Consider the following 24835-nt stretch of genomic DNA (forward strand, 5'->3'; position numbering starts at 1 on the left):
CAGCGATTGTCTTTTGTTTTATTCCCCGGCAATAATCAACGGATATCTGATAAAAATCGAGTAACTTTGACCAAGGAAAAATTTAAGATATGATTGAAAATAGTTTAGAACCAAAAGCAATTTGGAAAAATTTCGTTGCATTGAATGCGGTCCCCAGAGCTTCAAAAAAAGAAGAGCGCGTGATTGCCTTTATGGTAGACTTTGGTAAATCCTTGGGTTTAGAAACAAGCGTTGATGAGATTGGTAACGTGCTCATTAAAAAATCCGCTACTCCGGGAATGGAGAATCGCAAAACGATTGTTTTGCAGTCGCATTTAGATATGGTGCACCAAAAAAATAACGATACTGTTTTTGACTTCGATAATGAAGGTATTAAGATGTACGTTGATGGCGATTGGGTAAAAGCAGAAGGTACCACTTTAGGGGCAGATAATGGTCTTGGTGTTGCGACAATAATGTCGATTCTGGAATCATCCAGTATTGTACACCCTGCTATTGAAGCTTTGTTTACCATTGATGAAGAAACAGGTATGACAGGAGCTTTAGGTTTAAAAGGCGGTGTACTTTCGGGCGAAATCTTGCTCAATTTGGATACAGAGAATGATACTGAAATTGATATTGGCTGTGCCGGCGGGATTGATGTGACGGCAACGCAGTCCTATAGCGCAGAACCTTGTCCTTTTGATACGTTATCTTTTGAAATTACCGTAAAAGGACTACATGGCGGGCACTCTGGAATGGATATTCATAAAGGTTTTGCCAATGCCAATAAGGTAATGAATCGCCTGCTCTATAGAGGCTATGAACATTTTGGATTGCGTATTGCGTCGTTATTGGGTGGAAGCCTCCGCAACGCCATCCCGAGAGAAAGCGTTGCCAAAGTGGTGGTGGTTAAGGATAAAGCAACTGACTTTGTTCAGCAGCTAACACAATTGGCTCAGGATATTAAATTGGAATATGCAACGACAGAACCAGCTATGGAAATTGTGGTGAAGCAAACTGATGCTGCTTATGCTACAGTCGTTCCCGTAAACGTGCAGGAAAACTTGATCAACAGCGTTTATGCGGCCTTAAATGGTGTATATCGTGTGAGTGCCGATTTTGAAGACTTGGTAGAAACCTCCAATAATATTGCCAAAGTAGAAGTAGGCGGGGAAAAGGTTTCCATCAAATGTCTAACCAGATCTTCTGTTGAAACTTCTAAATTTGATTTAGCCCAATCGTTACAGGCAGCATTTGAACTGGGCGGTTTTAAGGTAGATTTTTCGGGCAATTATCCCGGATGGGCTCCTAATCCGAATTCTGAAATTTTAGAAGTCCTCAAATCCATTTATACGAGACAACATGGCGAAGTTCCGGAAGTCGTGGCGTGCCATGCCGGATTGGAATGCGGTATCTTGGGGACAAACTATCCGGCAATGGATATGATTTCTTTTGGACCAACAATCTTAGGTGCACATTCGCCTGCAGAGCGTGTCTCCATTTCTTCGGTGCAGAAATTTTGGAGTTTTGTGCTTGATATTCTCAAAGAGATCCCCAAAAAATAAGTCGCAACAGCAGACGGTTGCATTATTTCTGAACGACAGGCCATGAAATCAAAGTCATCGGCGAGTAAACAAAAACGGGTATGGCTTGAGCTATACCCGTTTTTGTTTGTATCATTTTTTCATTTTTCTTGCAAAAAATGAAAAATATCCTTACTTTCAGGATGAAAAAATGATTTAATAGACCAAATTTTATACAAGCTCTCAAATTGAGGGAAAACCTAATCGTGATATGATATAATGACCATAATCCTCATTGTAATCAGCATTTGTTTGCTTATCCTTTGCATAACTTATTTTAAGATCAATGCCTTTCTCGCATTTTTGGTTGTTTCCTTGCTAAGTGGACTTTGTTTGGGAATTCCACCGGCACAGTTGGTAGGCACCGTTGAAAAAGGTGTTGCCGGCGTTATGGGGAGCCTAACGTTGATCATTGTTTTGGGCGCAATGTTGGGGAAAATTGTAGCTGAAAGTGGGGCCGCTGAGATTATTGCTGAACAAATGGTCCGCTTAATGGGAGAGCGATACCTTCAGTGGGGGCTTATGTTGACGGGTTTTATCGTTGGTATACCACTATTTTATGGAATCGGATTTGTCTTATTAGTCCCCTTGATATTTTCGATTTCCTACCGGTATAAGTTGCCGGCAGTATATATTGGATTACCGATGCTGGCAGCTTTGTCTGTGACACATGGCTTTATTCCGCCGCATCCTTCTCCCGTTGCTCTCGTTGCCCTGTTTCATGCCGATATGGGATTGACACTTATTTATGGTCTTTTGATTGCTATACCTGCTATTATTTTAGGTGGCCCTATTTTTGGAAGATGCCTGAAAAACATACGGGCGAGTCAAGAATCAATTTTTCGGGAGCAAGATCGCTCGGAATCAGCGCAGTATCTGCGCCCGACAGTTGGGTAAGTTTGGCTGTAGCCCTGCTACCGGTATTACTCATTGTCCTATTTACACTGCTTCCTTATTGCTACCATACAAGTAATATAGCGCTGCAGCAGGGCGTGAAGTTTGTCGGCAACCCCACCGTTGTTATGGTTATCGCGCTCAGTGCAGCAACCTATTTCTTAGGATTGAAATTGGGCCGATCGATGGCCAATGTGATGACAATTTATGAGTCTGCTGTGAAAGATATTGCCATGATACTGTTGATTATTGCTGGTTCGGGAATCTTTAAACAAGTGATGGAAGACAGTGGAGTCAGTCTCCTTTTGGCCAACACCTTACAGCAGCTCTCCATTTCACCTTTACTGTTGGCCTGGTTAATTACAGCTGTTATCAGAGGTTGTGTCGGCTCGGCCACAGTCGCCGCGTTGACAGCCGCTGGCGTGCTGCTCCCTATTGTTACAGGGGGAGAAGCGGATCCCAATCTCATGGTATTGGCGATAGGGGCCGGAAGTCTGATGTTCTCCCATGTCAATGATGCCGGATTTTGGCTTTTTAAAGAATACTTTGGCCTTAGCGTAAAGGATACGTTATTTTCCTGGTCGATCATGGAGGCGATTGTTTCCATTGTTGGACTCCTTGCTGTTTTACTATTGCAATTAATTTTATATTAGCTATTATTTTAAACTTTAAAATCGTTAAAGATGTACAACGCAGACGAACAATTCGAAAAATTAGGTTTGACATTACCTCCAGCACCGGCACCAAAAGGTGTTTATAAACCATACGTCATTGATGGTAAGTACCTGTATCTTTCCGGTCATGGTCCTGTACAAGATGATGCCACATTGATTATAGGTCGAATTGGAAGTGATATCAGCCCCGAAGAAGGTAAACTTGCCGCGCGTCAGGTCGGTTTGACCATGCTGTCGACCATTAAAACCAACTTGGGTTCCTTGAACAAAATCAAACGTGTAATCAAAGTATTGGGTATGGTCAATTGTACCTCGGATTTTCTTTATCACCCCGGTGTGATTAACGGTTGTAGTGAACTATTTGCTGCAGTTTGGGGAGAAGAGAATGGTATTGGAACACGTAGCGCAGTAGGATTCGGTTCTTTGCCCGATAATATTCCAGTGGAAATCGAAGCATTATTTGAGTTATATTAAACCGAATAGTATGGAAACTTGGTGTCACATACAAAATGTCGATCAAGTCGATTCGCCGGCCTTGCTGGTCTACCCTGATCGCATTGTCAAGAACATAGACCGCGCTTTACACATTGTGCATGGGCGGGCGGACCGATTGCGGCCGCATATCAAAACGAACAAGTGTCGTGAAGTATGCCAGCTGATGATGGATAGGGGGATTACAAAGTTTAAGTGTGCAACCATTGCAGAAGCAGAACTATTGGGTGTTATCGGTGCAAAAGATGTTTTGCTGGCGTACCAGCCCGTAGGGCCAAAGATAGATCGTTTCTTGAATCTGGTGAGCGCCTTTCCCCAAACACATTTTGCCTGTCTTGTGGATCATGTCGATGCAGCAGAGGAGATTTCAGCGCGGAGTCTGTCGAAAGGTTTGCGAAGCGCTGTTTATTTGGATGTTAATATTGGAATGGGACGTACAGGGATAGCTTTAGACGGGATTGAGCGTCTCGTTATGGATATCAATCTCCTGAATGGTATTCAGTTGGTCGGTATGCATGGCTACGATGGTCATATTCATGATAAGGATTATCAGCTTCGCGAAAAACAATGCCAACAGGCATACGGTATACTTGAAACGGCCTACCTGATGGCGCAGACATCCACCTCTAAACCATTGACTAAAGTGATTGGCGGTTCACCGAGTTTCCCTTTTCATGCCGAACGCAGCGATGTAGAATGCAGCCCAGGAACCTTTGTGTTTTGGGATTTTGGCTATGCCGAAAATTATGCAGAACAAGATTTTATGCTTGCCGCGGTACTTCTAACGCGTGTCGTTTCTATTGTTGATCACAAACACCTGTGCTTGGACCTAGGGTATAAATCCGTTGCATGCGAATCGCCGCAGCCTCGCGTCAAGTTTTTCGATCCACGTATAGGTGAAATAAAAATGCAGAGTGAAGAACATCTGGTTGTTGAGGTGACAGATAGTGCGCAGTTCCACTTAGGGGATGCGCTGTATGCTGTACCACGCCATATCTGTCCTACCGTAGCCTGTTATGGCGAACTTCAAGTAGTCCATGAACGGCATGCAGATCAAACGTGGACTGTTTATGCACGAAATAAAAAGATAAATTGTTGATATGTACGAATTTGAAATGCCATTTTTGGTCGATGCACATTTGGATTTGAGTATGAATGCCATGGAATGGAATCGGGATCTTCGATTGCCAATTACGGAACTCACCGCAGGGAAAAGGGGATGGATGACAAGCCCGATCGGGCTAAGGCAACAGTCACTTTTGACGAATTGCGTCGTGGTCATATTGGTTTTGGTTGTTGCCACACAAATCGCTCGATTCGTAAAACCCGAAAGCTCTTTACCAGGCTGGTACTCCCCAGAACAGGCTTGGGCGCAGACGCAAGGGCAGCTTGCGTGGTATAAGGCAATGGAAGCCGATGGGCAAATGAAAATGATTTGTACAAAGGCTGATCTGGATCAACATATAGCACTTTGGTCGAATGGCAGCGATCATGTAGATAAGCCAATCGGATATCTGCTGAGTCTGGAAGGAGCCGATTCAATTGTAGATATCAGTTATCTTGAAACAGCTTATAATTATGGTTTGAGAGCTGTCGGACCAGCGCATTACGGACCGGGGCGATATGCCAACGGAACCGACTCATCGGGCAAGCTTAATGAACAGGGCGTCCTATTGTTGCGGGAAATGGAGCGATTGGGGATGATATTAGACGCAACACACCTCAATGATGATGCGTTTTGGGACGCTGTTGGACGTTATAACGGTGCCATTTGGGCAAGCCATAATAATTGTCGCAAGTTTGTCGACCATAATAGGCAGTTCAGTGACGAAATGATCAAGACTCTTGTTTCGAAAAAAGCAGTGATCGGTGTAGTGCTCGATGCTTGGATGATGGTACCGAATTGGGTCCGCGGTGTATCCGACCCTAAAACAAGCAATTGCTCCATGGAAATCATGGCCAACAATATTGATCATATTTGTCAATTGGCAGGAAATGTTGATCATGTTGGCGTGGGGAGCGATTTAGATGGAGCATTTGGCCGAGAGCAGTGTCCTTATGATCTGGAAACTATTGCTGATATCCAAAAAGTATTTGGTATCCTGTCAAAAAGAGGGTATGATAAGACCGATCTTGAAAAGATTGCTAGCAAGAACTGGCTTAATTTTATGCGAAATGCATTGCCCGAATCAAAACAAACACCTCCAACACAACTGAATAGATGAAACCAGTATTACGCGTGCAATTGTCCCTGATGATGTTTTTAGAGTATTTTATCAAAGGGGCCTGGTTTGTCACTTTGGGAACATACTTGATTAAATCGCTCAATGCCTCAGGAATGGAGGTAGCGAATATTTTTGCGACACAATCCCTTGGTGCTGTATTTGCTCCTTTTTTTGTGGGTTTTGTCGCCGACAGATACTTTAATGCCGAGCGGGTGCTTTCAGCTTTGCATCTCATTGGAGCTGGACTACTTTACGGGATGTCTCAAGCACCTGATGCAACACATTTTTATCCCTATGTGTTTGTTTACTTTATGGCTTACATGTCTTCGTTATCCTTGTCCAATGGAATAGCATTCCGGCATATAGAAGATGCGAAGAAGTATTTTCCGGGGATACGTGTTTGGGGAACGATCGGTTGGATCTGTTCGGGACTTGTCATCAGTTATTTGTTCCGTTGGGATGCGCCCGAATCGATACAGGCAGGTGCTCTGCACAACACCTTTATTATGGGGGCGGTCTGCTCGTTGTTACTGGCATTCTTTAGTCTAGCCCTCCCAAAAACTCCGCCGCAGGTGAAACTCAGGGATGAAAAATTTGATTTTGGCAAGGCGATCGGTTTGGATGCGCTGAAGCTTTTAAAACAGCGGAGCTTTCTGATTTTTTTTGTGACAGCAATTGTCATCTGTATACCTATTTCGTTCTATTATCAAAATGCCAATCCATTTTTTGTCAACGCCGGAATACCGAATCCCACAGCAAAAATGGCATTGGGGCAATTTTCCGAAGCCATCTGCCTGTTGTTGATTCCATTTTTCTTTAGACGCCTGGGGTATAAAAAGATGATTTTATTGGGGATTGCAGCCTGGGCACTCCGTTATTTGTTTTTTGCATACGGCGACGGACAGGAACGTTCATTCTTATTGCTACTCGGAATATTATTACATGGCATCTGCTATGATTTTATGTTTGTAGTCGGCCAGATTTATACCGATAGAATTGCCGGCGAAAAATACAAAGCTTCTGCACAGGGGCTTATTACCATTGCGATGTATGGTGTAGGGATGTTAATCGGATTTTGGGTTGCCGGTGCAGTTTCAGATTATCTAAAAACAGCTTATGCTGCTCAATTTTGGGAATATCTTTGGTTTATTCCTGCAGGTATTTCTGGTTTTTGTCTTGTGTTATTTGCCGTATTTTTTAAAGAGGAGAAAGCGCTGCCGGATGTGAAAGCTCGTTAAAGATGCCTTTGGTCAATTAAAAACAGGGATTTCAGAAAAAATTAAAACATGGAGCATCTTTGATGGGGAGGTGCTCCATGTTATTTATAGGCCTATTATATCATATTAAACCATTCCTGGTATTTTTCACCGATGAAAGGGAGTGGCTTTCGCTCTCCGGCAAATGCAGACATTAATCCCAATATAAGAGCAATGAGTAGGAGCAATCCAACAATACTAAGGGCAATTCCGCCAATACCTGGAACAAAACGTAACAGCCCCAAGGCCATTCCTGTCAAGGAGATACCTATACTTTGTCGGATATGGAACTGCGCTAAAGCAGTCTTTTCCTTGTTGTTCATAATGATGGCTGCAACAAGGCCGATGATGGTTAAGTAAGAAATAATAGCAATTGTTTTTCCGTCGTTTGACGTAGCCTTTTGAATAGGGGTTCTCTCCATGATCCTTTAATGTAAAATGTTTGACTTAAATATTTAAGACAAATTTAGGAGAGATATCCCTTGGATCCTTTAGCTGAATTCAGGGATATTTTATTTATCCTTCCACACTTTCCAGTAATTGCTTTTCATGGAGTTCAAAATATTCACCTCTTTTATCCATCAATTCAGCATGTGTACCCTGTTCTACAATTTCTCCTTGATCCATCACCAATATATGATCTGCATTCTTGATCGTCGAGATGCGATGGGCAATAAAAATACAGGTCTTGCCTTTCATGATGCGGCTTAGTGAACGGAGAATGGTTTCTTCCGTTTTTGTATCCACGGCTGAAAGACAGTCATCAAAAATCAATACTTTGGGTTCCTTAATTAAAGCGCGTGCGATGGATACCCGTTGCTTTTGCCCCCCGGAGAGGGTAATACCACGTTCTCCAACAGCGGTTTCAAATCCATCTTCAAAAGCGATAATATTGTCGTATACAGCGGCATCTTTGGCAGCCTGTTCCACTTGTTCCTGTGTAAAGTGGTCTAAACCAAAGCCTATATTATTGGCAATGGTATCCGAAAATAGGAAAACATCTTGTGGGACGAATCCGACCTGTTGGCGTAAGCTTTTGAAATCAAGGTTTTTAATTTCAAGACCATCATAATGAATACTTCCTTTGTCGATATCATACATCCGAAGTAGTAAGTTGGCCAGCGTAGATTTTCCGGATCCTGTTTTTCCGATAATAGCAAGTGTTTTGCCGATGGGGATTTGGAACGATATATTTTTTATCGCCTGAATGCCGGTTTCCGGATAAGTAAACGAGATCCCATTAACCTTGATTTCGCCCTCCAGTTCCTTGGCAGCTGTGCCGTTAACGATAGGAGATTCGGTTTGAAGGAATTCGTTAATCCGTTTTTGTGACGCGGCAGCACGTTGCACCAATGACGTGACCCAAGCCAAAGACATGGCAGGGAAAGTCAACTGGTTGACATAGATGATAAACTCGGCGATATTTCCGGCAGTCACTGTTCCTTTGGCAACTTCGATTCCACCAATATAAATGGTAATGACTGTACTGAGTCCAATAAGCAATAGAATAAGCGGGAAGAAAACAGCCTGTACTTTGACGAGATCAAGAGCCGTGTTCCGATAAATGGTACTTTCCTTCTCAAATTCCTGCATTTTATTTTGTTCTCTGGTGTAGGTTTTGATGACTCGGATGCCAGCAAAAGTCTCCTGGACAAAGGAAGAAAGTTTCGCCAGTTGTTTCTGTATTTTTAAGCTACGCTTGTTAATGATTTTATTAACAAATAAAATAATAACCGATAGGACCGGGATTGGCGCCAATGCATAAGTGGCCAATCTTCCGTTGACGCTATACATCGCATAGATGACCATGATCGATAAAACTACGGTATTGATCGCATACATGATGGCAGGTCCTAGGTAGTTACGCACCTGATTGACGTCTTCAGTCGCGCGGCTCATGAGATCTCCGGTGTTGTTTTTCCGAAAGAAACCAAAGTTTAAATCCTGGTAATGATTATAGATCTCATTTTTGAGGTCGTATTCAATATAACGCGAGGTTAAAATGATCGTCTGACGCATAAAGAATAAAAATATGCCCCGCAGCAGCGAAAGTAGGAGCACGACGAAACCAAAAAATAGGAGGCTGGTGCCAAATACCTGATAGATGAGTTCCTGTCTGTCGAAACCATCAAATAGACGGTATAGATAGATGTTTTCTTGTACCAAATCAAATGCTTCGCGAATTACCTTTGCAGGCAATACCCCAAAATAGTTGGATATGATAACGAAAATAACCCCTGGAATCAGTTTCCAGCGGTATTTATAAAAGTACTTATTTAAGTAGGCGAGATCCTTCATATTACGAATACAAAAGTAGGACTAATTCATCAAAATGCTTTACGATTTAAGCGAATTTACTGTCATTCGGAAATCAAATGTTAAGTCTTGGATAAAAAAAGTTGTTATGCACAACGAATAATTTTCCTACTTTTGCATCAAGTACCTTAAAAAATTAAAACAAATTAGAGTAGTACATTTTATGTCAACATCTCAAAATTCTATTTTTGAATTGATGAGCCAGTCTGGCCATCAAAACTTATTTTTCTGTAATGATGAATTAGTGGGCTTGAAAGCTATCGTTGCGATCCATGATACAACCTTGGGGCCTGCGATAGGAGGAGTTCGTATGTTACCATACGAAAGTACAGAAGAAGCTATTGAGGATGCTTTACGTTTATCCAAGGCCATTACGTATAAATCTGCCATCACTGGATTGAATTTAGGCGGGGGAAGTGCTGTTATTATTGGTAATAGCCGTTTGGACAAATCTGAGGTTTTATTGCGCCGTTTGGGCCAGTTTATTGAAGGATTGAATGGTAATTTCATTGCTTCACTAGACGTAGGTACGACACAACGTGATTTAGAACATATTTATACCGAGACTGACCACGTTGCTGGTCTACCAAAGGCTATTCATGGTAGCGGTGTCGGTGATCCTTCCATTTTTGCTGCACAAGGTGTTTATTTTGGTATAAAAGCCTGTTTAAAGGAATTATACGGATCGGAAAATGTTGCTGGTAAAAAAGTTATTGTACATGGAGTAGGTGGTGTTGGCGAACGTTTGATCGCGATGTTACGTGAAGAGAATGCACGTGTATATGTCAGCGATATTACGGAAGAAAAAATGCTGAAAGTGGCGGCTAAGTACAAAGCTGAGCCAATACCTTACAATGAAGTATTCGATCACGAATTTGATGTATATTCTCCTTGTGCGTTAGGTGGTACGGTAAATCCGGAATCCGCACAGAAAATGCAATGCAAAATTATTGCTGGTTCTGCCAATAATCAATTGAAAGATGAACTTGTTACAAGTTCTATTCTGCATGAAAGAGGTATATTATACGCGCCTGACTATTTGATCAACGCCGGTGCATTAATCGGCTGCTATTCAGAAATTCAAAATTACGGCGTAGATCACACTGAATTTGTGATCAAAATATTTATAATGCGACTAGAGACGTCTTGAAAAAATCAAAAGAAGAGAATATTTCTACTTTTGAAGCGGCTAATCGCATTGCGGAGAAGCGTATCCAAGATATTAAAAAAATCAAGCGGTAGTCTTCATCCCAAAATCGTTCTTACTTATTATTTTATAAAAAAATCGTTCTTTAAATTACTATGTTAAACAGGAGACACCTGAGGGTAAAAGTAGTGCAAACGCTTTATGCGTACAGTCTTTCAGAAGATAAAGACATCAAAACATTTGAAAAAGCACTATTAAAAAATGTGGATGAAGTCTATGAGATGTATATGTGGACACTGAATCTATTAGATGAAGTATCTGATTATGTCTTAATAGATGCAGAGGGTAGAGCTAATAAGTTTTTACCAACTGAAAAAGACTTGTCTTTAACGACCAAGTTAAGTACTAACACTTTTATTGAGTCATTGAGACAAATCCACAATATGGAGAAGGTGTCAAAAAGTATAAAATTTCTTGGAGTTTCGATCCGGAGATCGTTCGTACGGTATTTTTGCAATTAAAGGATTCCGAGGCTTATTTGGAGTACTTGCAACAAGAGGATCGTTCGATCGGTACGGAAAAGGATATCATCAAGCATATCTTTAAAAAGATCATCTTGAAATCGCCGGTTATTGAGCAGGTTTTTGAGGAGAAATTCATCAACTGGCCTGTCGATAAAGAAGTATTGCAAGCGTTGATTGCGAAGACTTTTAAGAATTTTAGTTCAGAAGATCCACGTAAAAATAAACTGGCAGAGATTACGCAAAACTGGAATGATGATAGCGACTACGTCATTGCATTGCTAGGTAAAACTATTCGCAATACAAATGAATATCAAAAGCTTATCTCGGAGAAAACGAAGAATTGGGAGTCAGACCGTATTGCGCTAATGGATACTTTATTGATGCGTATGGCCATATGTGAGTTGGTTAATTTTCCATCTATTCCTGTGAAAGTGACAATAAATGAGTATATTGAAATTTCTAAGGTATTCAGTACATTGAAAAGTAATACATTTATCAATGGTATCTTGGATAAAATATTAAACGATCTGAATCAACAAGGAAGAATCCAGAAGGCAGGTCGTGGTTTAAGAGATTAAAACCAAACGCATAAATAATTTATACGAATGAAAAACTTTGGCAAATATTCGGTTTTAGCTTTGTCGGCAGTACTTTTATTTTCTTGTGGAAATGCACAAAAAGGAAAAGATGAAGGAAGCAAGACAGCGACTGAAACAGCAGCTGCGGATAGCCTTTCTAAGGCGGCAGCACAATTAGGAAAAGTAGAATTTGAAGAGTCTGCATTTGACTTCGGTCAGGTAAAGGAAGGTGCACAGGTAAAGCATACCTTTGTGCTGAAAAATTCGGGTGATGCACCTGTTATTATCTCGAAAGTGACTGCTTCATGTGGTTGTACACAACCTGAGTTTTCGAAAAGCCCTATTTTGCCAGGTGGAAAATCTGAGATCCATGTAACTTTCAATAGTGAGGGACAAGTTGGTAAACAGCAGAAGATCATTACGATTCAATCGAATGCTTCCAATGGCTTAACAACAGTGCAGCTAAAGGGCGAAGTATTAGCAAAATAACACATTATTAAACGATATAATAGAAGATGAACACAGTATTATTACAAGCAGCGGGTGGCAACATGATGAGTTTTTTACCAATGGTTTTGATTATCGTGGTATTTTATTTCTTCATGATCAGACCGCAGATGAAGAAGCAAAAAGATCACAAGAAATATATTGAAGAACTTGGTGTAAATTCAAAGGTGGTAACTACAGCTGGTATTCACGGACGCATTGTAGAAGTATCAGACACGACTTTCTTAGTTGATGTAGGTTCAGGTGTAAAATCCGTTTTGACAAATCAGCCATTGCTTTAGATGCTTCTAAAGCTGCTAACAACACGGAGAAGAGCGCTTCTTAAGCTTTTTTGGGAAAGAAATGAAAGCCAGTTTTCGTGGAAAACTGGCTTTTTTTATGTACCGGTCAAATCTTTATCTTACCTAAGTGCATACTGTCTGTATTACCTCCGCATAGCTCTCTACAAAAAGATATACACTTCATAGGTCACTTGCTTTTTATGTTTCGGTATATCAATGTTTTGTCTGCCCGTTATTAAGCTATTTTTCGCCTCATTCGTCAAAAATGGATATTCAGCCCCATTATACGTTGCATTATACAGGAATAAGAACGAATCATAAGTTCCCATGTCAAATTTCTTCTCTAGATAGGGGTCGTATTCCCAGGTAACCAGAAACACCTGGTTTCTTGATCGAAATCCATCGTGTAGGAAGTGATGGGATTGGGATTTCCTTTGGCAATCATAAATTTTGCCAGTCCACCACAAAACGTTCTCTTCCTGAATAAGCGCATGGTTTAAATTATAAGACATTGCGACATCATAGGCCCGTTTCGGATAACTGTATGCCTTGTAGCCTATATTGATGATCGGGTTTAACATGCTTATATGCGACCTCATAGTTTTGAAGCTGTTCTACTCAGCAGCTGTTCAGGTGTGGGCTCTCGTTTTTTAACGCGAGGGAGAGAGCGTACATAATTTCCTGTTTTAGTCGACACAAATACAACAGAGCCTGCTTTCCCGAAACAGTCCATTAACGCCATTTTTGATGATTGCCATAATGTATTGATTAGCTTATAATAATTAAGATAAGCATTAAAAGGAACATGCTAATACCAGGTAATCCTAAACACAATTTTTAGTCTATGTTTAGACAGTAATCAGTCATTGTTTATTCAGTCTGCACTGAACAATCACTGAACAATCACTGAACGATCACTGAACAATCACTGTAAAAAGTGATAAGTTGGTTACCAACTGATATTCTTTTGTTGCAGCTAAAAAATTAAATGAGACAATAGGGAAGGGACTACACTCTGTAACAAAAAAGTGTGTCGCAAGAAGTATTTATTAGACGCTCTTTTCCTGCTGACACCAAGCTGTCAATCGAGCTTCTAATTTTGTAAAAAAGAATGCTATGGAAAATCTTAAACCGTTTGACGGGCTACATTGTGAAACCACCGCAACAGGTACTTTATTGAAGCATATTGGCATTGAACTTTCTGAACCGATGCTTTTTGGATTAGGGGAGGGACTTAGTTTTATCTATTGGAAAATGAAAACCATGGACTTTCCATTTTTGGGCGGACGAATAAAAACGGATCTCCTGACGCAGCATATCTGCAAAAATCTCGGTCTCGAACTCAATGTTCATGAAACCTCTTCAAAAGTAAAAGCCTGGCAGGCTGTACGACAGCTCTTGGATGAGGGGCAACCTGTGGGATTAAAACTCGATGCCTATTACCTGGAATATTTTACTAAGCCATTTCATTTTGCGGGACATTATGTCGCTATATATGGCTATGACGATGAGCACGCCTATTTGGTGGATACGAGGCAGCAAGGCGGTAGTGTGAAGACGTCGCTTGCGAGTTTAGCTATAGCGCGGGCAGAGAAAAGGCCTATGTCGTCCAAAAATTTGTATTATACCATAGCAGGTAATATGGAGAACGTTGACCTGAAAGAAGTGCTGATTGCCGCAATGGTCAATAATGCAAAGCAATATCTTGCACCACCTATCAACAATATTTCATATAAAGGAATTTTGAAGACCAGTGAAGAAGTGTTGAATTGGTTCAAGACAAGTCAAGCTATTGAAAGCGAGTTTAAGATGGCTGCAAGTCTAATGGAAAAAGCGGGCACTGGGGGTGCTTTGTTTCGAAATCTGTATCGCGACTTTATCAAGGAAAGTTACGATCTCCTCGGAATAGAACAACTCGCGGTGGTTCATCATGAGTTTGTACAGATTGCATTATTGTGGACATCCCTGTCGGAATTGTTTAGTCAAATTGCTGAGACGGCCAGTTTCGATGCTGTCCAACAGGCATCAGCAATTTTCAAAACCCTTGCCACAAAAGAGAAAAATGCAATGGAAATATTGGCGTCTTTGTGATGAAATGCAGATAAGAACGCTAATTTTTGCGCAAATTGATTAAGTTTGTGTCATGGCGAATGCAGTTCGAATAAATAAGACCCAACGGCGTAAGATTAATGTCTTCGTGCGTTGTGTTGGAATTTCGTTGTTAGCTTGGTTATTGTTTTCGATTTCCAATCAATATACTGTGTCCGTTAAGGCAGCAATTGAATATGTCAATCTTCCCGAGAAACGCGCATTTCACCCACAGCAATCCGATACGGTAAAGGTGAAATTGGAGATGACGGGATGGCAATTCCTATTTTCCAAAGCTGCTTTGGAAACCCCAAAGGTGCAGGTTGACCTAAGCTCTTTAAAAACCAAAGATTGGATTGTTTTTTCCAATCAATTGGGCTTTATCAACCGGCAGTTTCCACATGAACAACGGGTAGTCTCGGTCAGCCCAGATACCTTGTTTTTCGATTTTTCCAAACAGACGCAGCGCAAAGTGCCCGTCAAACCTTTATCCAATATTGGCTTTAAGCGTGGGTATGGTTTTATTGCTGATACCAAGATTACCCCGGCTTATGTGACGATTACAGGGCCCTATGAGGATGTTTCGGCGATTGAGTATTGGGAGACCGATACCGTTCGCGGGAAGGAAGTGGAGACCGATGTTCGAACCGTGGCAAACCTGGCACGTAACCAAAAAGCGAATATCAATGTTTATCCGACTTCGGTCGAGGTTCTGATGCCTGTAGGGGAGTTAACCGAGAAAGTGATTGAATTACCCGTGAAGGTTGAAAATGGCCAGCGCTATAGTTCTGTTAGGCTTAATCCAAGCAAAGTGGTCGTCACCGTACTGATGTCCGTTAAGGATTATAATAACTATACATCGCGAGATTTTGAAGCTGTGGTAGATCTGGCTGACTGGGAGAAAAACGGGGTGCAATATTTGCCTGTTTTGCTGACCAAAGTACCTGACTTTTGTAAGGTAATCAGCGTTGTACCTCAAAACGTGGACTTTTTTGTACGTAAATAACACTATTTTCATGAAGATTGGAATAACAGGCGGAATTGGATCCGGTAAAACATTTATCTGTCAGCTTTTTAAAGCCATGGCTGTACCTGTTTATAATGCAGATGATGAGGCGAAGGAATTGATGAATACCGATTTACGGATCAAAGAACGCTTGATTGCGGAGTTCGGTAAAGAGACCTATAAGGATGGGAAATTAGATCGGGCTTTTTTGGCCGAACAGATATTCAGCGACAAGGCGAAGCTCGAACTTGTAAATGGCATTGTACACCCCATCGTTATCCAGGCGGCCAAAGACTGGGCCGAACAACAAAAATCCCGTTATTCACTCAAGGAGGCTGCTTTGCTTTTTGAAAGTGGCTCTTACAAGGATCTTGATTATACCATCCTGGTTACTGCGCCTTTACACATACGTGTTAAACGTGTTATGGAGCGTGATGGCATCACTGAAGAACAGGTCATGGAGCGAATAAATAAGCAACTAACTGATGAAGAAAAATTAAAACTGGCAGACTTCGTCATCATTAATGATGGAACCACTCCGCTATTGCCGCAAGTGTGGACTTTACATCAAAAATTTCTAAAATAAAACTATGTCGATCATATTAGCTGACTTCTTAGTCAGAAAACCAGAAGGTTATTATTGCCGTTATGGTGATTTTTTTATTGATGCGAGCAATCCCGTCATGCACAATGTCGTATCTCATGCCCATGGCGATCATGCCAGTTCGGGACACGATTATGTGTATACAACGCAGGCAACTTCACTGTTTATGACTTATCGCTATAAACAAAACCGCAAAGATTCATATCAGGTTAAATTGTTCAATAGTCCGTTTAAAATGGGTGCGGTCGAAATCACATTTTTACCAGCAGGTCACATATTGGGTTCGGCACAAATTCTGATGGAATACCGGGGAGTGCGCTACCTATACACGGGCGATTACAAATTGCAAGCTGATGAGACTTGCGAGCCGATCGAAGTGCGGCAAGCCGATGTCCTTATTACAGAAAGCACATTTGCAAATCCGGATATTACACACCCAGATCCTGCGGAGGAGATAAAAAAACTCGACGGACATGCCAGTAATATTTTATTAGGTACTTATGTGTTGGGCAAGGCGCAGCGGATTACTGATTTGATCAACAGATATTGTCCGGAGCGAAAAGTGCTTGTGCATAGTGGAATATTGCCCTACCATCGCCTTTACGACCAGCACGGGCTGAAGAAATTAGACTATGAGCCCTACAACAGAAAAGAAATGAAACAGGGCGAACAGAATAAAGTTTATTTGGTACCGCCGATGACTTTTAATAGTTATTTTAGGGCGACCAAAGTATTACGTGCATTTGCTTCAGGCTGGAAACGTTTACAGGCACAGAATGATATCGAATTGTATATTTCAGATCATGTGGACTGGAATGACATTCTTCACTACATTAAGATGGTAAATCCCCAGGAAGTTTGGACACTACACGGTGACGGGACCATTTTAAAAAGTTTTTTTAACGAAAAATTGATCGTGCGTGATGTGCTTTCTGCATAAGCAGGCTGTGTCGAAAAGTTTTCAATCGGGAACGTAAATTTCTATTTCATATTGACAACTTTGTCAACAATATAAACCGTGTTTCCACGCCAGGGAAGAACGCCATGATATTCTTTGTAGCGCAGATCGAAGTACTTTCCACTATTGAGCTCCAATTGACGGAATATAGAATCATCTTCAATAGAAAATTCAAATTGGTTGCTGGCGATACCACCCGTTTTGATACTTCCAAACCCCTCCTGGATGAGTTTACCTTCGTATGTCTTGAAAATATTGCCCTTTTTTACAGCATAATTAAGATAACCAGATTTTACGCCTTCACCGAATACATAGTAATACTTCCAGTAAACGTAGGATCCACCCCCCACAAGTAGAAAAAGGATCAGCAGAAGTAAGAACTTCTTAAATCCGGATTTTTTCGGTTTTTGTTCAGGCATATTTTCCATAATGTGCTATTTTTAAGTCTTTTTACTGTGGTTTATGAGACTATCAGGACTGGATGCTTTTTCGCCTAACCTATAGTTTCACCTAAAGATAAAAAATTAACGGCATAATAACGAATGGTTTAGATGTAGCCTAGAAAGTTGCCGAGCGTGATTGGAGTAAGAGACTCCCGAGCCTACCGTTTGCGGGCTTTGCTATAGTTGCTAATTCTATTAGTTATTTTTCGGTTTTCTTAGTCTGTAATGCTAATTTTTGTAAATTTGGATCATGGATCCCGAACAGGTACATCGCAAGATTATTCATTTGGATATGGATGCCTTTTATGCATCTGTAGATCAGCGTGATTTTCCCGAATATCGGGGGAAAGCGATTGCAGTAGGTGGTTCTCCGGATGGGAGAGGAGTAGTTGCGACGGCCAGTTACGAAGCACGAAAATTTGGCGTCAAATCTGCGATGAGCTCCCGAAAGGCTCTTCAGTTGTGCCCCCATATTATCTTTACCTATCCTCGTTTTGACGTGTATCGTCAGGTTTCATATCAAATCCGGGAGATCTTTCTCCGTTATACGGACTTAATTGAACCGCTTTCCCTCGATGAAGCTTTTTTGGATGTAACTGTAGACAAGCAGGGCATTGGTTCGGCTATTGATATCGCCAAAGCCATTAAAGAAGCAATCAAAGAAGAACTGAATCTGACCGTCTCGGCCGGCGTTTCCGTGAATAAATTTGTTGCAAAGATTGCTTCGGATATGGACAAACCCAACGGCTTAACATTTATAGGTCCTTCTAAAATTGTCAAGTTTATGGAGTCATTGCCCGTGGACAAGTTTTTTGGCGTAGGTAAGGTGACAGCAAAAAAAATGCATGAACTGGGACTGTTTACTGGGCTTGATTTAAAAAAACAGCGTGAAGAGGATCTCGTACGTTGGTTTGGAAAGACGGGGCATTTTTTTTACCGTATCGTACGCGGGATAGACGACCGTCCTGTTGTTCCCAATCGTAGCAGCAAATCGGTCGGGATTGAGGATACTTTTGGTGAGGATGTAGAAGTTTTTGAAGAATTAAATACCATTTTGCAACGGCTCTGCAAACAGTTGTGGACACGTATTGGGAAAAAGGAAATATCTGGGCGAACCTTAAACTTAAAAATTAAATATGCCGATTTTGTTCAGTTGACACGAAGTATCACCCTAGAAAATAGTTTTGATTCGGAAGACAAAATTTACGCCACCGCCCATAGTTTGTTGAGCAAGGTTGAGCTGGTGAACAAAGTGAGGTTGTTGGGTGTTTCGATATCAAATTTTGTGGAAGAAGCTGATTTTCCAAAGGAAGGCATACAGCTTGCACTTTTCGAGCAACATCCTTAGTAAGGAATCATCTGGTTTAATCGAGCCCTTGCTAAATCATATGGTACGCGATATGTGAATTAAGCTTGTTACAGGCAAAATCGTCGTTATTTGTCACAATTCTTTATCTTAGCCAAAATAATTAATAAACATATCCAAAAATTAATGAATACGGTATCAAGAGTACTCTTAGGTGCGTCTATCGTTTTTTTTGTGCACGAGGTTGGTTTCGCACAAAAGAAATTGGATTTTGCACAGTCCTGGGGGCAAAAGTCATCGTTGACAGTTCGTACCAATCAGTATCCTGGCTGGGCAGACGGGACAGCTTATCTGGAAAATGATGTAAATGATGGTCGTTTATATCAGGTTAACATTAAGTCAGGTCACAGAAGCATTTATACAGTTCCCGCTAAAGAAGGGACGGTTGTTTATGTCGAGAACAATGATATCTTCCTGAAAGGTACCGATGGTGTAGCAAAGAGGCTGACCAACTCTCCTGATGTTGCTGAACAGAATCCAACCTTATCACCGGATGGTAAATATGTAGCCTTTACGCGTAAAAGCAATCTGTATAGCGTGGACGTGACTTCAGGAAAAGAAATGCAATGTACAAAGGATGGTACTGATGTGATCTACAATGGTTGGTCATCCTGGGTATATTACGAAGAAATTCTTGGGCGCCCAACAAAATATAAAGCTTTTTGGTGGTCTCCGGACAGCCGTAAGATCGCTTTTATGCGTTTCGATGATACCAAGGTTCCGATGTTTCCGATTTATTCGTCCAAAGGCCAGCATGGTTACCTGGAGGAGACAAGATATCCCAAAGCCGGTGACCCAAATCCGGAAGTGAAGGTAGGAATCGTTCACCTCGAAGGGGGCAACGTTACCTGGGCTGATTTCAACGAGAAAGACGATCAGTATTTTGGCCAGCCTTATTGGGCCTTTGATAGTAAAAATGTGATGGTACAGTGGATGAACAGGGATCAGAACAATTTGAAGTTTTATCAAGTGGATCCGAATTCAGGTTCGAAAAAAGAAATCTACGATGAGCGTCAGGCTTCATGGATCAATTTGGATCACGATGAGCGTATCACATATCTGGCGGACAACAAATATTATATCCTAAAATCGGATAAGACAGGCTGGGCGCATTATTACCTCTATAAATTGGATGGAACATTGGTCAATCCAATTACTTCCGGCGAATGGCAGGTAACGGAATTAAAACGGATTGATGAAAAAAATAAGGTGATCTATTTTACCGCACGTAAAGAAAACTCAGCGCGTTTTGATTTGTACCGCGTGGATTATTCAGGTAAAAACTTAAAACGTCTGACGTTCGGTGAATACTCGCACGATGTGAATGTGTCGCCTGACGGCAAGTATTTTATTACCAAATACTCCAATGTGAGTACACCCGATCGGTTCGCTTTGTTGGATAATCAAGGTAAGGTCGTACGTCAGCTAGCGGATAGTAAAGCTGCTGATTTTACCTCGTATACCTACGGTAAAACCGAATACTTACATCTTAAATCAGATGACGGACTGTTCGATCTTCCATTGACCATCACTTATCCGACAAATTTTGATAAATCAAAAGTGTACCCGGTTGTTTTCAGTATTTACGGTGGGCCTGACGCGGGAACGGTAAAAGATACCTGGAAAGGAACGGCCAATCAGTACTGGGCCAATGAAGGAATTATTCAAGTCTCTGCAGATCACCGGGCATCTGGTCATTTTGGTAAACAAGGTGTTGCTTATATGCACCGCAATCTTGGTCACTGGGAAATTATTGATTATTCGACAATTGTTAAATGGTTAAAATCGCAACCTTGGGTCGCTAAAAACAAAGTACTTATTACAGGGCATAGCTATGGTGGCTATATGACTTGTTTGGCGATGACGAAGGCGGCAGATGTATTTGATTTTGGTATTGCTGGCGCACCGGTTACCTCATGGGATCTGTATGATAGCCATTACACGGAAAGATGGATGGACACGCCTCAAGACAATCCAGACGGATATAAAGCTGGTTCTGTGTTGACCTATGCCAATAATTATAAAGGCGTGTTGCGCATTATGCATGGCGATATGGATGACAATGTTCATTTGCAGAATACAACCCAACTTGTCGATAAATTAACGGATCGAAGCGTCCCTTTTGAATTGATGATCTATCCGGGAAGCCGTCATGGATTTGACCGTTCGAAAAGTAAATATGATTTTAATGAGCGTGCGCGTTTCTACTACCAATACTTATTGGAGAAGCCGCTTCCCAAAGAATTTAAATAGGAAGAGTTAAGGTCAAAATAGAAAATCCCTTATCCATTCGGATAGGGGATTTTTATTTTTAGCCTGTTTTCATCTATCTGGGATAACAGATTTTCCATAACCGTTCTTTTTATGTTAAAAATGATAAAAAAAGTGATTTTTCTAGGTGTGTAAATTGTTGAAAATTAAAAAATATGGCATCTTTGTAGAAGTTTATTCAAAGAAAAAATGATTCAATTCCTAAAGGAAAGTACTTTTGCCGTTAACGAGGTTTTTAATAAGTCATTGGAGTTGCTGAAAAGGCATTATTTTTCAGTGGCGGGGCTTTGTTTTTTACTATTTGTAACCTCCGGACTGTCTAATTATCTCGCGACCACCATCAGTGATTTCAATGTGGTGTTGAGTGGCTTTATGGCATTTTTTTTCATGGTGATGTATTTTGGATTGAACATGACTTTGTTTAAGTATATTTTAAGTCTGATTGATGGTAACCAGGAGAAGAAACTCGTCCAATGTATCCCGAGTACGAAAGAGCTTGCATACTTTTTTGGCGCTATGTTGAGTATTATGGTGCTTTCTATAGCACTTCTGATGCTATTGGGGGCCGTCTCTTTACCATTCCTTTACCTATTTGAAAATGGTGACAATCGGATGGAGCTGATGAGCAACTTTACGATGTTTGTTGTCTTTGTTGCGGCCATATTGACGTTCATCCTGATTATTCGAGTGGCATTTTATCCGTTTTTCATTATTGATAAACACGCGGGGACATTACGGTCATTACGCTTCAGTTTTGCATTGACAAAAGGCAATGTATTCAAACTATTATTGATTTTGGCTGTATTTGCTTTTTTCCAGTTACTACAGATGTATTTTAATTATTTAGAATATTACATAATTTTTATTATTTTGAACCTCGTGAGCTCGTTTTTGGTGGTACCTCTGGCTAGTATTGTTGTTTCGGTCGCTTACCGATCCATGATGGCGGATTACCATGGGGAGAAGACCCAAAGATTTTAAATAATATATTTTAATTAATAGCAAAGGTTTTGAGTAAAAAAGGAATTGCCATTTTAGGGGCAACGGGAAGTATAGGCACACAAGCCTTGGATGTGATAAGAGCCTTTCCTAATACATTTGAAGCAATTGTTCTGACTTGTGGCAGCAATGTCACACTGTTGATCCAACAGGCCTTGGAGTTTAAGCCCAAAGCAGTGGTGGTAACAGATTCCCTACACTATAATCAGGTACAGGATGCTTTAAAAGGATATGATATCGCTGTTCTTTTGGGTGAAGCCGGATTGGTTGAAGTGGTGCAGTTGGAAGAAGTTGATATCGTTTTGAATGCAATTGTTGGATCTGCGGGATTAAAACCTACTGTTAAAGCGATTCAATCGAAAAAAGATATTGCACTGGCCAATAAGGAGACACTTGTTGTCGCTGGTGAGCTGATAATGGCCTTAGTGAAAGAATATGGTGTACGCATGCTTCCTGTGGATTCAGAGCATTCGGCGATCTTTCAGTGTTTGACCGGTGAGGAGCATAATCCAATTGAGAAAATATATGTGACGGCCTCCGGCGGTCCTTTTCGTGGGAAAAAACGTGCCGATCTCCTACAGGTTACGAAGGCCCAAGCCTTGAAGCATCCCAATTGGTCGATGGGCGCCAAAATTACGATTGACTCGGCATCCCTGATGAATAAAGGGCTAGAAGTGATTGAAGCAAAATGGCTCTTCAATCTGTCCATAAATCAGGTGGATGTGATTGTACATCCTCAATCTATTGTACATTCGTTAGTTCAGTTTCAGGATGGTTCCATGAAGGCCCAAATGGGGATTCCTGATATGAAATTGCCGATCCAGTATGCACTGACCTATCCGGCACGTTTTGAAAACAGTTTTGAACGATTTAATTTCATGGACTATCCGACGCTCAGTTTTGAAAAAGCAGACATGGAAACTTTTCGGAATTTGGCATTGGCTTATGAAAGCCTTCGTACCGGCGGAAATAGAAGCTGTGTATTAAATGCGGCCAATGAAGTGGTTGTGGATGCCTTTCTGAAAGATCAAGTTGGTTTTTTGGAGATGAGTGATATTATTGAACAGACATTAGATAAAGTAGAATTCATTGCGACACCGACGCTGGATGATTATCTGGAGACGGATCGTGTCGCAAGGTTAATAACAAAGGAAATAATCAAAGATTAAATTTTAAAAAGCATACATGGGTGTTTTAATTATGGTCGGACAAGTGATTTTAGGCTTGTCAATTTTAATTGTTCTACATGAGTTAGGACATTTCTTAGCAGCACGTGCATTTGGTATCAAGGTGGAAAAGTTTTATCTGTTCTTTGATGCTTGGGGAGTGAAATTATTTAAATTCAATTATAAAGGATGTGAATATGGTATTGGCTGGTTGCCTTTAGGCGGTTATGTCAAGATTGCGGGTATGATCGATGAATCGATGGATACGGAGCAATTGAAGGGGGAGCCACAACCTTGGGAATTTAGATCAAAACCAGCTTGGCAACGTTTAATCGTCATGTTAGGCGGTATTATTGTCAATATTGTCGTCGGTGTTGTTGTTTTTTGGATGCTGACTTTTAAAATGGGCAATACAGACATTAAAATGGATCAGCTGGTAAACGGTATTGTACCTGGGTCCATTGGTGAATCTATTGGTTTGAAAGCTGGCGATAAAGTGATTGCAATAGACGGTCACCGTATCGAAAATTACTCGGAGCTGATCAGTTCTAAAGTATTGATGGGGGGAGTTGCACTTACAGTTGAGCGTGATGGAGCTACAGCAGAAGTCAAAGTCCCCGCTGATTTATTAAACACGCTTTCCGACAAAAAAGGAGAGAAGTTTATCGAGCCACGGGTTAAAACGACCAGTGTTGCTGAAGTAGCTCCCGGTTTGGTGGCAAGTAAAATGGGGTTTGTGAAAGGCGATAGCATTATTGCCGTAAACGAGACACAGGTTCCTTTCTTCGATCAATTTAAGGCGCAAATAAAAGCGAATAGCAATAAAACGGTTGCGATTAAAGTTTTACGCAAAGGGGCTGAAGTTTCCTTGCAAGGAATTGTTCCTGCAGATGCCATGCTGGGAATAGGGATCAATCGTGATTATTCCATCAAATCGTTTACAACGCAATATACCTTGATGGAGGCGTTTCCGATCGGTGCAAAGAAAGCGTTTACAGTGATTACCGATAACGCTAAGGGATTTGGTAAATTTTCAAAGGCGAAGTGCGTGCTGATAAAGCATTATCGGGCCCTATTGGCATTGCAACTCTGTTTGGCACGGAAGTGGACTGGATCCGTTTTTGGTCCTTAGTAGGGATGTTGTCTATGGCATTGGCATTTATGAACCTATTGCCTATTCCAGCTTTGGATGGCGGTCACGTGTTGTTCTTGTTGGTTGAGATGATTCAAGGCAAGCCATTGAGTGAAAAATTCCTAGAAAAAGCACAAATGGTCGGTTTCTTCATTCTTTTGGCCTTGATGGTCTTTATATTTGGAAACGATATCTTTAAGTTATTTAAATAAGTCAACGGTCGCCGGTCAATGCTGACGGTGACTATTTCTAAAAAAAAGCTAAAAGCCAACGATGGTCGGAATTTCTTCCGACCATTTTTTGTGATATGACAGTGCTAGCAGGAAAAGGTCTTTACATTTGA

25 protein-coding genes and 1 pseudogene are annotated in these 24835 nt (G+C 41.1%); 22 read left to right on the forward strand and 4 right to left on the reverse strand.

Annotated features, from left to right (window positions below):
- Positions 1–89: 89 nt before the first annotated feature.
- The 7 genes from DTA23_RS23225 to DTA23_RS23250 all read left to right on the forward strand — a co-directional run bounded on the left by DTA23_RS23225 (position 90) and on the right by DTA23_RS23250 (position 7088).
- Complete coding sequence (locus DTA23_RS23225; protein ID WP_112376156.1) at positions 90–1547, forward strand: aminoacyl-histidine dipeptidase; 1458 nt, start codon at positions 90–92, stop codon at positions 1545–1547.
- A 237-nt stretch (positions 1548–1784) separates the two neighbouring features.
- Entirely contained in the window at positions 1785–2462 is a 678-nt protein-coding gene (locus DTA23_RS29770) for a GntT/GntP/DsdX family permease (RefSeq protein WP_256604632.1), read from the forward strand.
- Entirely contained in the window at positions 2369–3112 is a 744-nt protein-coding gene (locus tag DTA23_RS29775) for a GntT/GntP/DsdX family permease (RefSeq protein WP_256604633.1), read from the forward strand. Before DTA23_RS29770 ends, DTA23_RS29775 begins: the two co-directional genes overlap by 94 nt.
- A gap of 30 nt (positions 3113–3142) precedes the next feature.
- Entirely contained in the window at positions 3143–3607 is a 465-nt protein-coding gene (locus DTA23_RS23235; protein ID WP_046674510.1) for a RidA family protein, read from the forward strand.
- Between the two features lie 10 nt (positions 3608–3617).
- On the forward strand, positions 3618–4724 hold the full coding sequence (locus DTA23_RS23240; RefSeq protein WP_070565555.1) for a D-TA family PLP-dependent enzyme: 1107 nt from the start codon (positions 3618–3620) through the stop codon (positions 4722–4724).
- Between the two features lies 1 nt (position 4725).
- Positions 4726–5850 (forward strand): dipeptidase, encoded by a 1125-nt coding sequence (locus tag DTA23_RS23245; RefSeq protein ID WP_112376157.1) that lies wholly within the window; start codon positions 4726–4728, stop codon positions 5848–5850.
- Positions 5847–7088, forward strand: coding sequence for an MFS transporter (locus tag DTA23_RS23250; RefSeq protein ID WP_112376158.1), 1242 nt, complete (start codon positions 5847–5849; stop codon positions 7086–7088). The genes DTA23_RS23245 and DTA23_RS23250 overlap by 4 nt, the downstream gene beginning before the upstream one ends.
- A gap of 95 nt (positions 7089–7183) precedes the next feature.
- Here DTA23_RS23250 and DTA23_RS23255 read toward each other — a convergent pair whose 3' ends face one another.
- Together DTA23_RS23255 and DTA23_RS23260 are read right to left on the reverse strand one after the other, a co-directional pair.
- A complete protein-coding gene (locus tag DTA23_RS23255; protein ID WP_070565551.1) occupies positions 7184–7528 on the reverse strand; it encodes a magnetosome magnetite crystal formation protein family in 345 nt (114 codons plus the stop codon).
- A gap of 94 nt (positions 7529–7622) precedes the next feature.
- Positions 7623–9404, reverse strand: coding sequence for an ABC transporter ATP-binding protein (locus tag DTA23_RS23260; RefSeq protein ID WP_112376159.1), 1782 nt, complete (start codon positions 9402–9404; stop codon positions 7623–7625).
- Positions 9405–9585: 181 nt separating this feature from the next.
- Between DTA23_RS23260 and DTA23_RS23265 the strand changes: the two genes are divergently transcribed.
- The 5 genes and pseudogenes from DTA23_RS23265 to yajC all read left to right on the forward strand — a co-directional run bounded on the left by DTA23_RS23265 (position 9586) and on the right by yajC (position 12503).
- Entirely contained in the window at positions 9586–10572 is a 987-nt protein-coding gene (locus DTA23_RS23265) for a Glu/Leu/Phe/Val dehydrogenase dimerization domain-containing protein (protein WP_370445131.1), read from the forward strand.
- Positions 10573–10724: 152 nt separating this feature from the next.
- Positions 10725–11090, forward strand: a complete 366-nt coding sequence (locus DTA23_RS30645; RefSeq protein WP_370445132.1) for a hypothetical protein — start codon at positions 10725–10727, stop codon at positions 11088–11090.
- Positions 11081–11671, forward strand: a complete 591-nt coding sequence (gene nusB, locus DTA23_RS30650) for a transcription antitermination factor NusB (protein ID WP_370445133.1) — start codon at positions 11081–11083, stop codon at positions 11669–11671. The genes DTA23_RS30645 and nusB overlap by 10 nt, the downstream gene beginning before the upstream one ends.
- A gap of 27 nt (positions 11672–11698) precedes the next feature.
- A complete protein-coding gene (locus DTA23_RS23275) occupies positions 11699–12160 on the forward strand; it encodes a DUF1573 domain-containing protein (protein ID WP_070565544.1) in 462 nt (153 codons plus the stop codon).
- 26 nt (positions 12161–12186) lie between these two features.
- Positions 12187–12503, forward strand: a pseudogene (gene yajC / locus DTA23_RS23280) (preprotein translocase subunit YajC).
- Between the two features lie 117 nt (positions 12504–12620).
- Here the strand turns inward: yajC and DTA23_RS23285 are convergent.
- Positions 12621–13058 (reverse strand): hypothetical protein, encoded by a 438-nt coding sequence (locus DTA23_RS23285; protein WP_146753189.1) that lies wholly within the window; start codon positions 13056–13058, stop codon positions 12621–12623.
- Positions 13059–13575: 517 nt separating this feature from the next.
- Here DTA23_RS23285 and DTA23_RS23290 point away from each other — a divergent pair.
- Genes DTA23_RS23290 through DTA23_RS23305 form a run of 4 tightly spaced genes read left to right on the forward strand, consistent with a single transcriptional unit; the run spans position 13576 to position 17097 of the window.
- Entirely contained in the window at positions 13576–14550 is a 975-nt protein-coding gene (locus DTA23_RS23290) for a BtrH N-terminal domain-containing protein (protein ID WP_070565538.1), read from the forward strand.
- A gap of 52 nt (positions 14551–14602) precedes the next feature.
- Positions 14603–15553 (forward strand): hypothetical protein, encoded by a 951-nt coding sequence (locus tag DTA23_RS23295; protein WP_046674519.1) that lies wholly within the window; start codon positions 14603–14605, stop codon positions 15551–15553.
- A gap of 10 nt (positions 15554–15563) precedes the next feature.
- A complete protein-coding gene (gene coaE, locus DTA23_RS23300; protein ID WP_172462500.1) occupies positions 15564–16139 on the forward strand; it encodes a dephospho-CoA kinase in 576 nt (191 codons plus the stop codon).
- Positions 16140–16143: 4 nt separating this feature from the next.
- Positions 16144–17097: an MBL fold metallo-hydrolase gene (locus DTA23_RS23305; RefSeq protein ID WP_112376161.1), complete on the forward strand. Its 954-nt coding sequence runs from the start codon at positions 16144–16146 to the stop codon at positions 17095–17097.
- Positions 17098–17138: 41 nt separating this feature from the next.
- Here the strand turns inward: DTA23_RS23305 and DTA23_RS23310 are convergent, their stop codons facing one another.
- Complete coding sequence (locus DTA23_RS23310) at positions 17139–17543, reverse strand: hypothetical protein (protein WP_197084053.1); 405 nt, start codon at positions 17541–17543, stop codon at positions 17139–17141.
- Positions 17544–17808: 265 nt separating this feature from the next.
- Here DTA23_RS23310 and dinB point away from each other — a divergent pair, with 265 nt between their 5' ends.
- The 6 genes from dinB to DTA23_RS30655 all read left to right on the forward strand — a co-directional run bounded on the left by dinB (position 17809) and on the right by DTA23_RS30655 (position 24704).
- Positions 17809–18906 (forward strand): DNA polymerase IV, encoded by a 1098-nt coding sequence (gene dinB, locus DTA23_RS23315; RefSeq protein ID WP_070565536.1) that lies wholly within the window; start codon positions 17809–17811, stop codon positions 18904–18906.
- A 144-nt stretch (positions 18907–19050) separates the two neighbouring features.
- Positions 19051–21177: a S9 family peptidase gene (locus DTA23_RS23320; RefSeq protein WP_070565534.1), complete on the forward strand. Its 2127-nt coding sequence runs from the start codon at positions 19051–19053 to the stop codon at positions 21175–21177.
- Between the two features lie 207 nt (positions 21178–21384).
- Positions 21385–22176, forward strand: a complete 792-nt coding sequence (locus DTA23_RS23325; protein WP_256604634.1) for a beta-carotene 15,15'-monooxygenase — start codon at positions 21385–21387, stop codon at positions 22174–22176.
- Between the two features lie 29 nt (positions 22177–22205).
- Positions 22206–23363: a 1-deoxy-D-xylulose-5-phosphate reductoisomerase gene (locus DTA23_RS23330; RefSeq protein ID WP_112376162.1), complete on the forward strand. Its 1158-nt coding sequence runs from the start codon at positions 22206–22208 to the stop codon at positions 23361–23363.
- A 16-nt stretch (positions 23364–23379) separates the two neighbouring features.
- Entirely contained in the window at positions 23380–24492 is a 1113-nt protein-coding gene (gene rseP / locus DTA23_RS23335; protein WP_370445134.1) for an RIP metalloprotease RseP, read from the forward strand.
- Positions 24465–24704: a site-2 protease family protein gene (locus tag DTA23_RS30655; protein WP_370445135.1), complete on the forward strand. Its 240-nt coding sequence runs from the start codon at positions 24465–24467 to the stop codon at positions 24702–24704. The genes rseP and DTA23_RS30655 overlap by 28 nt, the downstream gene beginning before the upstream one ends.
- Positions 24705–24835 lie beyond the last annotated feature (131 nt).

The organism is Sphingobacterium multivorum (genome assembly GCF_900457465.1).
Lineage (GTDB): Bacteria > Bacteroidota > Bacteroidia > Sphingobacteriales > Sphingobacteriaceae > Sphingobacterium > Sphingobacterium multivorum.

Excerpts from the sequence above, each read along its gene's own strand:
- DTA23_RS23295 (WP_046674519.1), top strand. The coding sequence starts at position 14,603 with ATGGCGAATGCAGTTCGAATAAATAAGACCCAACGGCGTAAGATTAAT.
- DTA23_RS23265 (WP_370445131.1), top strand. The coding sequence starts at position 9,586 with ATGTCAACATCTCAAAATTCTATTTTTGAATTGATGAGCCAGTCTGGC.
- DTA23_RS23305 (WP_112376161.1), top strand. The coding sequence starts at position 16,144 with ATGTCGATCATATTAGCTGACTTCTTAGTCAGAAAACCAGAAGGTTAT.
- DTA23_RS23255 (WP_070565551.1), bottom strand. The coding sequence starts at position 7,528 with ATGGAGAGAACCCCTATTCAAAAGGCTACGTCAAACGACGGAAAAACA.
- DTA23_RS23260 (WP_112376159.1), bottom strand. The coding sequence starts at position 9,404 with ATGAAGGATCTCGCCTACTTAAATAAGTACTTTTATAAATACCGCTGG.
- DTA23_RS23285 (WP_146753189.1), bottom strand. The coding sequence starts at position 13,058 with ATGAGGTCGCATATAAGCATGTTAAACCCGATCATCAATATAGGCTAC.
- DTA23_RS23225 (WP_112376156.1), top strand. The coding sequence starts at position 90 with ATGATTGAAAATAGTTTAGAACCAAAAGCAATTTGGAAAAATTTCGTT.
- DTA23_RS23320 (WP_070565534.1), top strand. The coding sequence starts at position 19,051 with ATGAATACGGTATCAAGAGTACTCTTAGGTGCGTCTATCGTTTTTTTT.
- DTA23_RS23290 (WP_070565538.1), top strand. The coding sequence starts at position 13,576 with ATGGAAAATCTTAAACCGTTTGACGGGCTACATTGTGAAACCACCGCA.
- coaE (WP_172462500.1), top strand. The coding sequence starts at position 15,564 with ATGAAGATTGGAATAACAGGCGGAATTGGATCCGGTAAAACATTTATC.
- DTA23_RS23325 (WP_256604634.1), top strand. The coding sequence starts at position 21,385 with ATGATTCAATTCCTAAAGGAAAGTACTTTTGCCGTTAACGAGGTTTTT.
- dinB (WP_070565536.1), top strand. The coding sequence starts at position 17,809 with ATGGATCCCGAACAGGTACATCGCAAGATTATTCATTTGGATATGGAT.
- DTA23_RS23240 (WP_070565555.1), top strand. The coding sequence starts at position 3,618 with ATGGAAACTTGGTGTCACATACAAAATGTCGATCAAGTCGATTCGCCG.
- DTA23_RS23275 (WP_070565544.1), top strand. The coding sequence starts at position 11,699 with ATGAAAAACTTTGGCAAATATTCGGTTTTAGCTTTGTCGGCAGTACTT.
- DTA23_RS29775 (WP_256604633.1), top strand. The coding sequence starts at position 2,369 with ATGCCTGAAAAACATACGGGCGAGTCAAGAATCAATTTTTCGGGAGCA.
- DTA23_RS23245 (WP_112376157.1), top strand. The coding sequence starts at position 4,726 with ATGTACGAATTTGAAATGCCATTTTTGGTCGATGCACATTTGGATTTG.
- rseP (WP_370445134.1), top strand. The coding sequence starts at position 23,380 with ATGGGTGTTTTAATTATGGTCGGACAAGTGATTTTAGGCTTGTCAATT.
- DTA23_RS29770 (WP_256604632.1), top strand. The coding sequence starts at position 1,785 with ATGACCATAATCCTCATTGTAATCAGCATTTGTTTGCTTATCCTTTGC.
- DTA23_RS23235 (WP_046674510.1), top strand. The coding sequence starts at position 3,143 with ATGTACAACGCAGACGAACAATTCGAAAAATTAGGTTTGACATTACCT.
- DTA23_RS30645 (WP_370445132.1), top strand. The coding sequence starts at position 10,725 with ATGTTAAACAGGAGACACCTGAGGGTAAAAGTAGTGCAAACGCTTTAT.
- DTA23_RS23250 (WP_112376158.1), top strand. The coding sequence starts at position 5,847 with ATGAAACCAGTATTACGCGTGCAATTGTCCCTGATGATGTTTTTAGAG.
- DTA23_RS23310 (WP_197084053.1), bottom strand. The coding sequence starts at position 17,543 with ATGGAAAATATGCCTGAACAAAAACCGAAAAAATCCGGATTTAAGAAG.